Origin of the sequence: Jiangella anatolica, from assembly GCF_003236295.1 — a bacterium.
Taxonomy (GTDB): domain Bacteria; phylum Actinomycetota; class Actinomycetes; order Jiangellales; family Jiangellaceae; genus Jiangella; species Jiangella anatolica.
Genome location: NZ_POTW01000089.1, coordinates 1 through 12055, shown reverse-complemented (window position 1 = coordinate 12055; position 12055 = coordinate 1). Strand labels below are relative to the sequence as shown.

General features: G+C 72.6%; 12 protein-coding genes. 9 read left to right on the top strand and 3 right to left on the bottom strand.

All coding sequences use genetic code 11. The features are described 5' to 3' along the window. The first annotated feature begins 89 nt into the window (after window positions 1-89). The 3 genes from hrcA to C1I92_RS26230 are packed head-to-tail and all read left to right on the top strand — an operon-like array spanning window position 90 to window position 3007. Window positions 90-1112 carry a heat-inducible transcriptional repressor HrcA gene (gene hrcA, locus C1I92_RS26240; RefSeq protein WP_111257590.1) on the top strand — a complete coding sequence of 341 codons (1023 nt, stop codon included), beginning with the start codon at window positions 90-92 and terminating at the stop codon, window positions 1110-1112. Between the two features lie 12 nt (window positions 1113-1124). Beyond that, window positions 1125-2264: a molecular chaperone DnaJ gene (dnaJ, locus tag C1I92_RS26235; RefSeq protein ID WP_111257589.1), complete on the top strand. Its 1140-nt coding sequence runs from the start codon at window positions 1125-1127 to the stop codon at window positions 2262-2264. Continuing rightward, window positions 2261-3007: a 16S rRNA (uracil(1498)-N(3))-methyltransferase gene (locus tag C1I92_RS26230; protein ID WP_111257604.1), complete on the top strand. Its 747-nt coding sequence runs from the start codon at window positions 2261-2263 to the stop codon at window positions 3005-3007. The genes dnaJ and C1I92_RS26230 overlap by 4 nt, the downstream gene beginning before the upstream one ends. Here C1I92_RS26230 and C1I92_RS26225 read toward each other — a convergent pair. From C1I92_RS26225 to C1I92_RS26215, 3 genes are all read right to left on the bottom strand, one after another. Further along, window positions 2994-4058: a Gmad2 immunoglobulin-like domain-containing protein gene (locus tag C1I92_RS26225; protein ID WP_111257588.1), complete on the bottom strand. Its 1065-nt coding sequence runs from the start codon at window positions 4056-4058 to the stop codon at window positions 2994-2996. The two genes, C1I92_RS26230 and C1I92_RS26225, sit on opposite strands and share 14 nt — an antisense overlap. 10 nt (window positions 4059-4068) lie before the next feature. Next, entirely contained in the window at window positions 4069-4578 is a 510-nt protein-coding gene (locus C1I92_RS26220) for a SigE family RNA polymerase sigma factor (RefSeq protein WP_199521605.1), read from the bottom strand. A gap of 95 nt (window positions 4579-4673) precedes the next feature. Continuing rightward, window positions 4674-5726, bottom strand: coding sequence for an LCP family protein (locus tag C1I92_RS26215; protein WP_111257586.1), 1053 nt, complete (start codon window positions 5724-5726; stop codon window positions 4674-4676). 117 nt (window positions 5727-5843) lie between these two features. On the opposite strand from C1I92_RS26215, the gene C1I92_RS26210 reads away from it, so the two are divergent. The 6 genes from C1I92_RS26210 to C1I92_RS26185 all read left to right on the top strand — a co-directional run bounded on the left by C1I92_RS26210 (window position 5844) and on the right by C1I92_RS26185 (window position 11699). Beyond that, a complete protein-coding gene (locus tag C1I92_RS26210; protein ID WP_111257585.1) occupies window positions 5844-6191 on the top strand; it encodes an HIT domain-containing protein in 348 nt (115 codons plus the stop codon). A gap of 113 nt (window positions 6192-6304) precedes the next feature. Then, on the top strand, window positions 6305-7339 hold the full coding sequence (locus C1I92_RS26205; protein ID WP_111257584.1) for a PhoH family protein: 1035 nt from the start codon (window positions 6305-6307) through the stop codon (window positions 7337-7339). Beyond that, window positions 7336-7800, top strand: a complete 465-nt coding sequence (gene ybeY / locus C1I92_RS26200) for an rRNA maturation RNase YbeY (protein ID WP_111257583.1) — start codon at window positions 7336-7338, stop codon at window positions 7798-7800. The genes C1I92_RS26205 and ybeY overlap by 4 nt, the downstream gene beginning before the upstream one ends. Before the next feature lie 116 nt (window positions 7801-7916). Continuing rightward, window positions 7917-9164 (top strand): hemolysin family protein, encoded by a 1248-nt coding sequence (locus C1I92_RS26195; protein WP_438940539.1) that lies wholly within the window; start codon window positions 7917-7919, stop codon window positions 9162-9164. Continuing rightward, window positions 9161-9502 (top strand): cytidine deaminase, encoded by a 342-nt coding sequence (locus C1I92_RS26190; RefSeq protein ID WP_111257581.1) that lies wholly within the window; start codon window positions 9161-9163, stop codon window positions 9500-9502. The genes C1I92_RS26195 and C1I92_RS26190 overlap by 4 nt, the downstream gene beginning before the upstream one ends. Before the next feature lie 73 nt (window positions 9503-9575). After that, window positions 9576-11699, top strand: a complete 2124-nt coding sequence (locus C1I92_RS26185) for a zinc ribbon domain-containing protein (protein WP_111257580.1) — start codon at window positions 9576-9578, stop codon at window positions 11697-11699. The last annotated feature ends 356 nt before the right edge of the window (window positions 11700-12055 follow it).

Sequence of the window (12055 nt, the reverse complement as noted above, 5' to 3'; positions counted from 1 at the left end):
CGACCTGCGGAGAAAGACGGAAGGGGCGGAACCACGTAGAATTGGCACTTGCAACGGTCGAGTGCCAGCAGAAGTCGGGAGGTGTCCGGTTGTCCGTCGATGACCGCAAGCTCGACGTCCTGAGGGCCATCGTCGAGGACTACGTCGCCACGCAGGAGCCGGTGGGGTCGAAGGCCCTGGTCGACCGGCATCACCTGGGTGTGTCGCCCGCGACCATCCGCAACGACATGGCGGCGCTGGAGGACGAGGGCTACATCGCCCAGCCGCACACCAGCGCCGGCCGGGTGCCCACCGACAAGGGGTACCGGCTGTTCGTCGACCGGCTGTCGACGGTGAAGCCGCTGTCCGCCGCGGAGAAGCGGGCCATCCAGACCTTCCTCGACGGCGCGCTCGACCTCGACGACGTCGTGTCCCGGACGGTGCGGCTGCTGGCGCAGCTGACCCGGCAGGCGGCCGTCGTGCAGTACCCGTCGCTGAGCCGGTCGACGGTGCGCCACGTCGAGCTGGTCATGCTGGCGCCGACCCGGGTCCTCGTCGTGCTCATCACCGACACCGGCCGGGTCGAGCAGCGCGTCGTCGACCTGCCCGCCGACGCCGACGACGCGCTGGTCGGCGAGCTGCGGGCGCGCATCAACGCGCTCGCCGTCGGGCAGGACTTCGCCGCCGTCGAGGCCCGGGTGACCGAGCTCACCGAGCGGTTCGGCCCCGAGGACCGCGCCGCCGTCGCCGCCGTCACCGCCACGCTGCTCAGCACGCTGATCGAGCGGCACGAGGAGCGGGTCGCCGTCGCCGGCACCGGCAACCTGGCCCGCTACGGCCAGGAGTTCGACCGCGAGCTCGAGCCGCTGCTGTCGGCGCTGGAGGAGCACGTCGTGCTGCTCCGGCTGCTCGGCGAGGCGACCAGCCCCACCCCGGTCCGGGTCCGCATCGGCAGCGAGAACGCGCAGACCGGGCTGTCGGCCACGTCCGTCGTCACCTCCGGCTACGGCCCGGGCGAGCTGGCCCTGGCTAGCATGGGAGTGGTCGGGCCGACCCGGATGGACTACCCGGGGACGATCGCGGCCGTCGGCGCCGTTGCTCGATATGTCAGCAAGATTCTCGCCGCTCACTAGGGAAGACACAGGGTGCCCACCACCGACTACTACGAAGTTCTCGGCGTGCCGAAGAACGCCTCCAGCGAGGAGATCAAGAAGGCGTACCGCCGCCTCGCCCGGCAGTTGCACCCCGACGTCAACCCCGACCCCGCGACGCAGGAGCGGTTCAAGGAGGTCGTGACGGCCTACGAGGTCCTCAACGACCCCCGCAAGCGCGAGATGTACGACCTCGGCGGCGACCCGCTGAGCAGCGGTGGCGGCGCCGGCGGCAACTTCGGCGGCGCGTTCTCCTTCACCGACATCATGGACGCGTTCTTCGGCGGGTCGAACGCGCGCGGCCCGCGCAGCCGGGTCCGGCGCGGCCAGGACGCGCTGGTCCAGCTGAAGATCGAGCTGGCCGACGCCGTGTTCGGTGCGACCCGCGAGCTGCAGGTCGACACCGCCGTGGTCTGCGAGGTCTGCCACGGCGAGGGCACCGCGAAGGGCGCCACCCGGGTCACCTGCCCCACCTGCCAGGGCCAGGGCGAGGTCAGCCAGGTGCAGCGGTCCTTCCTCGGCCAGGTCATGACGACCCGCCCGTGCCCGGCCTGCCAGGGCTTCGGCACCATCAACCCGAACCCGTGCGTGGAGTGCTCCGGCGACGGCCGGGTCCGTACTCGCCGCACGCTCACCATCAAGATCCCGGCCGGCGTCGACAACGGCACCCGCATCCAGCTGACCGGCCAGGGCGAGGTCGGTCCCGGCGGCGGCCCGGCCGGCGACCTCTACGTCGAGCTGGCCGTCACCCCGCACCCGGTCTTCAGCCGCAACGGCGACAACCTGCACTGCACGCTGCAGCTGCCGATGACGGCGGCCGCGCTGGGCACCAGCGTCGAACTCGAGACCTTCGACGGCGCCACGACGGTCGAGGTGCGGCCCGGCGTCCAGCACGGCGAGGTGATCAAGCTCGGCGCCCGGGGCGTGCCGAAGCTGCGCGGCACCGGCCGCGGCGACCTGCTCATCCACGTCGAGGTGCAGACGCCGACGAAGCTCGACCCGCGGCAGGAGGAGCTGCTGCGCGAGCTGGCGACGCTGCGCAACGAGGAGCGGGTGCATGGTCCGGGCGGCTCCGGCGGCCACGGCAACTTCTTCACCCGCATCCGCGACGCCTTCAAGGAAGGCCTCAACTGACCGCTCCGGTCTTCCTCGCCGACGCCGCCGCGCTGCGGGCCGCCGACGTCGTCGTCCTCGACGGCGACGAGGGCCGGCACGCGGCCGTGGTCCGGCGGATCGAGGTCGGCGAGACCGTCGAGCTGACCGACGGTGCCGGGCAGCTGGCCCGCTGCCTCGTCGTCGGCGTGTCGAAACAGGGCCTGACCTGCGAGGTCGTCGCACGCGTCGAGGTGCCGGAACCGCGCCCGCGGGTCGTCGTCGCGCAGGCGATCCCCAAGGGCGACCGCGGCGAGACCGCCGTCGAGACGATGACCGAGGTGGGCGTCGACGAGATCCTGCCGTGGTCGGCGCAGCGGTGCATGGTCCGCTGGACGGGGGAGCGAGGCGACAAGGCGCTGCGGCGGTGGCGCTCAACGGCGCGCGAGGCGGCCAAGCAGGCCCGCCGCGCCTGGTTGCCGGTCGTCGGCGACCCGGTCGGCACCCCCGGCCTCGCCGGTCGGGTCGCCGGTGCGGCGCTCGCCGTCGTCCTGCACGAAGAGGCGTCCGAGCCGCTCGGCGCCGTCAACATTCCCGCCGACGGCGACATCCTGCTGGTCGTGGGCCCGGAGGGCGGCCTGGCGCCGGAGGAGCTCGACGCGCTGGCCACTGCCGGCGCCGTCGTCGCCCGGCTCGGCCCGACCGTCCTGCGCACCTCCACCGCCGGCACCGTCGCCGCCGGCATCGTGCTGGCGCGGACGCCGCGCTGGACTACTCGACCGTGAACGTGCGCGAGTCGCTCGTCGGCGGCCGGCCCTCGCCGCCGGAAGGGTCGCTCTCGCTCATCACGATCTCGTAGCTGCCCGGCTCCAGGTCCAGTTCCAGCTCGAACGGGGCGAACGTGCAGCATTCCGTCGTCTCGGTGTGCCCGGAGTCGACCGGCTCGCCGTCGCGGCGCAGCTCCCACAGCACGGTCGCCTCGAACGCGGCCGCCTCGCCGCGGACGGTGACCGGGCTGGTCACCGTCGCATCCTCCGTGGGTTCGAAGAGCACCACGAGTTGCCGCACCTCTAGCGGATCGGCACGCTCGACCGGCTCGCTGAGGTCCACACCGAACACGTCCGTCGCAGGCGCGCCATCGATGGTCACGCGGACTGGCAGCGAGCCGTCCTGACCCGTGGCTGCGGCCGCGGCGGTGGCGGTGTAGACGAGCTGCTGGATGGCGATCTCCGCCTCGGACGGATCGTCGATGGCCGGAGTTCCGCTGAGGTCGACCTCGATCACGTCGTCAGTGATCCTTGCCGAGTCCACCGAGACCCCGGGCTGCCAGAGTGTGCCGTAGTCGGGATCGGCCGGCGGCCCGGACAGCATCGTGTGCACGGCCGTCTGAATGGTGGCCACTGACACGTCGACGGTGACGAACTCGCGTACCAGCCGGGGACCGGCGCCGGAATCCGAGACGTAGTAGACCGGCAGTCCGATGGGCGCCGATGGCGCCGTGGGGGTGTCGCTCGGCGGGGTCGACGGCGGTGCGACCGGCGTCGACGGGGACTCATCGCTCGGCGTCTCACTCGGTGACGTGGAGGTCTCGGACGCGACCGGGGCGCCGCCGTCGCCGTCGTCGAGCAGGATCACGCCGCCGACGATCACGGCCGCGGCCAGAGCCGTCGCCCCGGCCAGTCCCAGCACGAGGGGTCGTCGCCACATCGGCACCACCGCCGTCCTCCTCCTGATCCGGGCCAGGCCGTCCGGGCCCGGCTGCACCCGGTCGGCGGCGCGGTGCAGGGCGTCGTGGAGCCGCTGCTCCTCCGGCGTCCAGTTCTCCGGTGTGCTCACCGCTGCCTCCTCACGACCAGTCCGTCATGGCGGCGCGCAGCCCGGCCAGCCCACGGGAGGCATGGCTCTTGACGGCGCCGTTGCTGATCTTCATCGCGCTGGCGATCTCCGCCTCGGAGTAGCCGCCGTAGTAGCGAAGGACGAGCGCCTCGCGCTGCCGCTCCGGCAGTCCGCGCAGCGCCTCGACGACGGCGTCCGCGGCGGCGTCGCCGACGGCGATCTGCTCGGCGCTGGGCGCGTACCCGGGCGGCTGCTCCGGATGGCGGGCTGCGACGCCGCGGCGGCGCTGCACCGAGCGGCAGCCGTGCACGACCGACGTGCGCAGGTAGCCGGCCGCCGCGGCCGGCTCGCGCAGCCGCCGCCACCGGCCGTGCAGCGCGACGAACGCGTCCTGCACGACCTCCTCGGCGACGGCCTCGTCGCCCAGGAACAACGTGGCCAGCCGGACAAGGCGGACATAGTGCGCCGCGTAGAGGTCCGTGATCGCCTCGTCGGCCTCGGACCCGGTCCTGTCCTGCACCACATACCCCTACTGACGCGCTGCCGGCCGTGCCGGTTTACCGATGCGGCCCCACCGTAGGGGATCGGGCCGGCGATCTTCAGCCGAAACCGGGGTCAGCGGACGTCGTCGCCGGTGACCAGGTCGGGGTTGGCGGCGAGGAAGGTGTCCATGTCGTCCTGGGTGAGCGCGGCCCACAGCTGGTCGGCGCGTTCGCGGTCGTAGACGACGATGCTCTGCGACCCGGCCATCCCGGTGCCGTCGGTGGGCACCGTCAGGAACGTCATGTCGCCGGCGCGCAGGTTCCGCATCGACAGCGCGAGGTCGACCATGCCGAACGCGCTGAGCTCCTCGTCGACCCGGGCGGCCTGGCCGACCGCGCCGGCGACGCCGTTGATCTTGCCCGGGTCGGTCAGCGTTCCGGACGAGATCAGCTCGTTCATCAGCGCGCGGATGAAGTTCTGCTGTCGCTTGACCCGGTCGAAGTCGCCGCCGGGCAGGTCCTTGCGGTCGCGGACGTACTGCAGCGCCTGCTCGCCGTCGAGCGTGTGGGTGCCGGCCGGGAGGACGGTGTCGTCGGCCAGCACGGTGTCCTCGTCGAAGGTCAGCGTGACACCGCCGAGCTCGTCGGTGAGCGCCTCGAACCCGTTCCAGTCGATCAGCGCCAGGTGGTCGACGCGGATGCCGGTGAGCTGCTCGATCGTCTGCACGAACAGCGCCGGCCCGCCGAGGGAGTAGGCGGCGTTGATCTTGTTCTCGCCCTCGCCGGGGATCTCGACGAACGTGTCGCGCGGGATCGAGACCAGGTAGCCGCGGTCCCGGCCCTCCGGGAAGTGCGCCAGCATGATCGTGTCGGTGCGGGCCGCGCCGGGCTGGTAGACGTCGACCTTGTCCGCGCCGTCCAGCCCCCCGAGCAGGAACGTGATGCTGTCGCCGGGCTGCTCGGCCGGCCGCTCGGTCTCGGGGATGTCGAAGGCGTCCGGGATCCGCTCGATGTTCGACGACAGGCGGTTGACGAACCAGAACGCCCCACCGGCCGCCACCAGCAGCAGCGCCAGCAGCGTCACCAGCACGACGACCAGGATGCGGCGGTTGCGCCGGCGGGGCTGCCGGGGCGGCGCGGTCGCGATGGACGAGTCGGGCTGGGGGTCGTCGGCGGGGTTCGACATGGCTCCAGAGGCTACGGTCGGGCGGGGTCTGTCAATGGGCATGACTCGCGGGGCGGCGGACCGGTTGCATCCGGCTGGTGGCCTACCATCCAGCTACCCGAACCATCGGAGGCACGAGTGAGCCAGGACGCGGACTGCCTGTTCTGCCGCATCGCCGCCGGGCAGATCCCGGCCGACGTGGTGCGCGAGACCGAGCACACGGTCGCGTTCCGCGACATCTCGCCGCAGGCGCCCACGCACGTGCTGGTGATACCGCGCGAGCACCACCGCGACGTCGCCGCGCTGGCCGCCGCCGCGCCGGACACGCTGGCCGTACTGGTCCGCGAGGCGGCCGCCGTGGCCGCGGCGGAGGGAATCGAGGCCTACCGGCTGGTGTTCAACACGGGAGAGCAGGCCGGTCAGTCGGTGTTCCACGTGCACGGACACGTGCTCGGCGGACGCGCGATGACCTGGCCGCCGGGCTGAGCCGGCCGGTAATTCGACATGACTTGTCGGCGCTCGCCGGTAGCATTCAATACATCCATTCATCAGCGCGATCGAGACCGGAAGTAGGCGTGACAGGCCCCGCGAGGCCGCCCATGACGAAGACAGAACAGGCCGAACAGCAGGCCGCCCAGCACACGATCGTCGTGCCGACGAGCATCTCCATGGTGAGCCTGCTCGGTTCGGGCGACGAGCTCATCAAGGTCGTCGAGTCGTCCTTCCCGGGCGTCGACATCCACGTGCGCGGCAACCAGATCACGATGACCGGCCGGCCGGGCGACATCGCCGAGGCCGAGGGCGTCATCGACGAGATGGTGGCGGTGCTGCGGACCGGTCAGGGCATGACACCGGAGGCGGTCGAGCGGACCGTGTCGATGCTGCGCGCCCGCACCGGCGAGCGCCCGGCCGAGGTGCTCACCGCCAACATCCTGTCCAATCGGGGCCGCACCATCCGGCCGAAGACGCTGAACCAGAAGCGCTACGTCGACGCCATCGACAAGCACACCGTCATCTTCGGCATCGGCCCGGCGGGTACCGGCAAGACCTACCTCGCCGTCGCCAAGGCCGTGCAGGCGCTGCAGGCCAAGCAGGTCAGCCGCATCCTGCTCACCCGCCCGGCGATCGAGGCGGGCGAGCGGCTGGGCTTCCTGCCCGGCACGCTGTCGGAGAAGATCGACCCGTACCTGCGGCCGCTGTACGACGCGCTGCACGACATGATGGACCCGGCGTCGATCCCGCGGCTGATGACCGAGGGGACGATCGAGGTCGCGCCGCTGGCGTACATGCGCGGGCGCACGCTCAACGACGCGTTCGTCATCCTCGACGAGGCGCAGAACACCTCCGCCGAGCAGATGAAGATGTTCCTCACCCGGCTCGGGTTCGGCTCGAAGATGGTCATCACCGGCGACGTCACCCAGGTCGACCTGCCGGCCGGCACCACCAGCGGGCTGCGCGTCGTCGAGGGCATCCTCGACGGCGTCGACGACGTCCACTTCTGCCGCCTGAGCAGCCGCGACGTCGTCCGGCACCGGCTGGTCGGCGAGATCGTCGAGGCCTACACCCGCTACGACGCCGCGCAGGAGGCGGCAGGGGGCAACGGGCGGTCGCGCGTTCCCGGCCGGCGCCCGTGACCATCGAGGTCAACAACGAGTCCGGGGCCGAGGTCGACGAGAAGACACTGTCCGACCTCGCCCGGTTCGTCCTCGACCACCAGCGCATCCACCCGCTCGCGGAGCTGGCCATCCTGCTGGTCGACACCGAGACGATGGAACAGCTGCACGTGCAGTGGATGGACGAGCCCGGTCCCACCGACGTGCTGTCGTTCCCGATGGACGAGCTGCGGCCCACCCCCGACGACGCCGAGCCCGAGCCCGGCCTGCTCGGCGACGTCGTGCTCTGCCCCGACGTCGCCGCCACCCAGGCGAAGGCCGCCGGTCACAGCACCGAGGACGAGCTGCAGCTGCTGACCGCGCACGGCATCCTCCATCTCCTCGGCTACGATCACGCCGAGCCGGAGGAGGAGAAGGAGATGTTCGGGCTGCAGAAACAGCTGCTGGCCGACTGGCGGAACGCCCGAGGAGGCGGCCGCTGATGTTCGCCTCACCGCTGCCCGCCGCCGCGTTCGCCGCCGGTGACCCCGCCACCACCGCCGGTGGCGCGTCCACCATCTGGCTGCTCGTCTCGGCGGCGGTGCTGGTGGTCGTCGCGATGCTGTTCGCGATGTCCGAGGCGGCGCTGACCAGCATCTCGCGCACACGCGCCGAGGAGCTGGACCGTGCCGGCCGCCGCGGCTCAGCCGCGCTGGTCAGCGTCACGTCCGACCCGGTGCCGGCGCTGAACACGGCGCTGCTGGTGCGCATGGCCTGCGAGGTCGCCGCGGTCGTCATCGTCGCGGTCGTGTGCGAGGAGTACTTCGACCCGTGGTGGCAGACGCTGCTGGTCGCCGCCGGGATCATGGTCGTGGTGTCGTTCGTCGTCATCGGCGTCGCGCCGCGCACGCTGGGGCGTCAGCACGCCGAGGGCGTCGCGCTGGCCTTCGCCGGCCTGTTGCTGGGCCTGACGCGGGTGCTCGGCCCGGTGCCGAAGCTGCTGATCCTGCTGGGCAACGCGCTCACCCCGGGCAAGGGCTTCCGCGAGGGACCGTTCGCGACGGAGGCGGAACTGCGCGAGCTGGTCGACCTCGCCGAGGCCGGCCGGATCATCGAGTCCGGCGAGCGGCAGATGATCCACTCCGTCTTCGAGCTGGGCGACACCGTGGTCCGCGAGGTCATGGTCCCGCGCACCGACGTCGTGTTCATCGAGGCCGGCAAGACGCTGCGGCAATTCCAGTCGCTGGCGCTGCGCAGCGGGTTCAGCCGCATCCCGGCGGTCGGCCCGGGCGGGCTGGACGACATCGTCGGCATCGCCTACGTCAAGGACGTCGCGCGCCGGCTCTACGACAACCGCGACGCCGAGTCCGTCGAGCGGATCCAGTCCGTGCTGCGCCCGGCGTTCTTCGTGCCCGACTCCAAGCCGGCCGACGACCTGCTGCGCGAGATGCAGGCGCAGCGCATCCACGTCGCCGTCGTCGTCGACGAGTACGGCGGCACCGCCGGGCTGGTCACGATCGAGGACATCCTGGAGGAGATCGTCGGCGAGATCACCGACGAGTACGACTCCGACGAGGACGGCGTCGAGCGGCTGGAGGGCGGTGTGGTCCGGGTCAGCTCGCGGCTGCACATCGACGACCTCGGCGAGCTGTTCGGCCTGGAGCTGTCCGACGACGACGTCGACACCGTCGGCGGCCTGATGGCCAAGCAGCTGGGCCGGGTCCCGATCGCCGGCGCCGAGGTCAACGTCGCCGGCCTGCACCTCGTCGCCGAAGGGCCGGCCGGGCGGCGCAACCGGATCGGAACCGTCCGGGTGAGCCGGCTCGTTCAGGTCACCGACACCGAGCCGCACGAGGAGCACGCGTGAGCGATCCGCTCGACCCCGAGGACGCCAAGATCCTGACGCTGGCCCGGTCCGCCCGGGCCCGCACCGGCGCGCCCAGCGGCGCGGCCGTCCGCGACGCCGACGGCCGCACCTACGCCGCGGCCGACGTGGCGCTGCCGTCGCTGCGCCTGAGCGCGCTGCAACTGGCCGTCGCATCGGCGGTGTCCAGCGGGGCGACGGGACTAGAAGCGGCCGCTGTGGTCACGTCGGCCGACCCGGCCGGCGTCGACGTCGTGGTGGTGTCGGAGCTCGGCGGACCGGGTATACCCGTCTACGTCGCCGGTCCCGACGGCACACCGGTTACGGCGCTGCGTTCATAGCCATCGGCACCTGAGTGCGCTAACGTGCGGCCGTTCTACCTCCGAGGCGACCGACCGAAAGACGGAGATACGAATGAACTTCTGCAGCAACTGCGGGGCGCCGGCGACCGGCTCGGCCTACTGCGGCAACTGCGGCGCGCCCATGGCGGCGACCGCGGCCACCGCGGGGGCGGGCCGGCAGGCGACGCCCGGTGGCGCGCCCGCGCCGGGCGGCGGCCCGGCCACGCCGGGTGACGCCGCCCCGGCGCGCAACCCGTTCGCCGACATCCCGGCACTGGACTATGCGCGCGACATCGTCGCGCTGGTGCTCCTGCTCGTCTCGTTCGGGATGCCGTGGGATCTCTTCGACACGGTCACCGGCAAGGTCTACGTCATCCTCGTGACGCTGCTCTCCGTGATCTCGCTGTCGCTGCCCTACCTCAAGCGCGCCGGCGTGCTGCCGGCGTCGTGGGGGACGGCGGAGCTGCGGCTGGCCCGGCTGGCCGCCAACGCCCCGTACGTCGTGGTCGTGCTGATCACGTTGGTGCTCGGCTACATCGGCGATAACAACGGCGACGGTGTCGGCGTGGGCATCGCATTCGGCCTGGCCGGAGCGCTGCTGGCGGCGCAGGGCCGCGAGACCGAGCAGTCACCGTCCGGCGACGGGTCGCTGTGGCGGTGGATCACGCTGGGCATCGGCGGGCTGTTCGCGCTGCTGACGGTCGTCAGCGTCGTCACGTTCCTCACCGACGCCGCCGAGGGCCTCGGCTGGGAGTTCGTCACGCTCATCATCGTCACGATGCTGCTGGCGCTGGGGCTGGCCGCCGTCCCGCTGTGGGGCGTGTACCGCGGCGACGCCGCCTGGCGCGACGTGCTGCTGCTGGTCGGCGTCGTGGCGCTGTTCGTCGGCGTGTGGCAGCTCGGGGCCGACCTCACCATGGAGGACGCCTGGAGCCTCAGCGTCTTCGGGCCGCGGCTGATCCTCGTCCCGGCGCTCGCCGTCGCCGCGGCGGCGCCCGGCCTGCGCTCGCACTACCGGCAGGCGTCCGGCGCGGCGCACTGGTCCGCCGTCGGCGCCCGGATGCTGGAGCTGGCCATGCTGGTGGCCGCCGCCGGGGTCGTCATCTACGTCCTGAGGATCATCGGCTTCGAGGATGGCCGCGGCACCGCGATCGTCGTGCTCGTGCTGCTGCTGATCCTGGCGCTGGCAGGGCTGGTCGGCCGCAACGCGCTGGTCCGCGACCCCAACGCCGGCCGGGCCGTCGCGGTGGCCGTCGGTGGCGTGTTCATCCTGCTGGGCATCGTGATCGCGGCCATCCTCGGCGCCTCCGACGAGGTGTTCGTGCTCGAGTACGACGCGACGATCATCAGCGTGCTGTGGTGGTTCGGCGTGGCGCTGTTCGTGGTGCTGACGGCGCCGCCGTCGGTGCGCGCCGAGTACGGCCCGATCGGCGCCAGCCAGCTCAGCCTCAGCAGCGTGCTACCGGGCAACGGCCCGTCCACCGCGACGGCCGACCGCCCGGCTCCGGCCAGCACCGGTGTGGCGACCGGCACCGGGGTTGCTGCCGGGGCCGCGGCCGCGGCGACCGGTGCGGCCGCGACCCGCCCCGCGGAGTCGAGGACCGAGGCGACGACGCCGGCGGACGAGGCGAAGACGGAGGTGGCGGCCCGGGCGGCCGACGCCGAGGCTCGGGCCGCGGACGCCGAGGCTCGGGCTGCGGACGCCGAGGTGAAGGCCGACGACGCCAAGGCCGATGCGGCCAAGGCCGACGCCGTGGCCGCGGACCGGGCGGCCGAGGCGTCCGAGGCGGCGAAGACGGACGACGACGTGCCGGCCAGCCCGCAGGTCCCGGCCGACGCCCATCCGGAAAGCCTGCTCGGCGAGGCCCGGCCCGGCCCCGTCAGCGGCCTGGCCGTGGGCGGTCCGACCGCCGACGACACCGAGACGCGCGTCGACCAGCCGGCCGTCGAGCCAGCTGTTGAGCCGGCCACCCGGGTCGACCAGCCGGCCGTCGCGCCGGGGTCCGGGTTCGACGCCCGCACGGCGCTGGACCCGAACACGTCGCTGCAGACGCTGGCCGACATCGCGGCCCAGGAGCCGGGACTGCGCAAGTACGTCGCCGCCAACCCGTCGACGTACCCCGAGCTGCTGACCTGGCTGAGCCAGCTCGGCGACCCGGAGATCGACGAGGCCCTGCGCCGCCGCGGCGGTCGCTGAGCACACACACGCCGACGCCGGCCGGGGTTCGTCCCCGGCCGGCGTCGTTTGCGTTCGGGTGCCCGCCTTGGCACGCCGTCGCGCTCCACGAACCGGGACAAATCGGGCGCTCCAGGTCGCCGCCGGCGTGCCAAGCGGCGGCGGGTGGCTGTGGGCGGGCGGGTCGCGGCGGGCGGCTTGCGTGACGATGGTGCGGCCGGCGTCGTTGTGACCGGGCGCCTGCCTTGGCACGTCGTCGCGCTCCACGAATAAGGGCAATCGGGCGCGCCAGGTCGCGGCTGGCGTGCCAAGGGGGCGGCTTGCGTACTTGAGCGGCGGCGGCGGGCAGGTGGCAGCCGGCGCGCCAAGGCTGCGAC

Coding starts and splice junctions, on each gene's coding strand:
- C1I92_RS26195 (WP_438940539.1), top strand. CDS start 7,917: ATGCTGTTCGCGATGTCCGAGGCGGCGCTGACCAGCATCTCGCGCACA.
- C1I92_RS26205 (WP_111257584.1), top strand. CDS start 6,305: ATGACGAAGACAGAACAGGCCGAACAGCAGGCCGCCCAGCACACGATC.
- C1I92_RS26215 (WP_111257586.1), bottom strand. CDS start 5,726: ATGTCGAACCCCGCCGACGACCCCCAGCCCGACTCGTCCATCGCGACC.
- C1I92_RS26185 (WP_111257580.1), top strand. CDS start 9,576: ATGAACTTCTGCAGCAACTGCGGGGCGCCGGCGACCGGCTCGGCCTAC.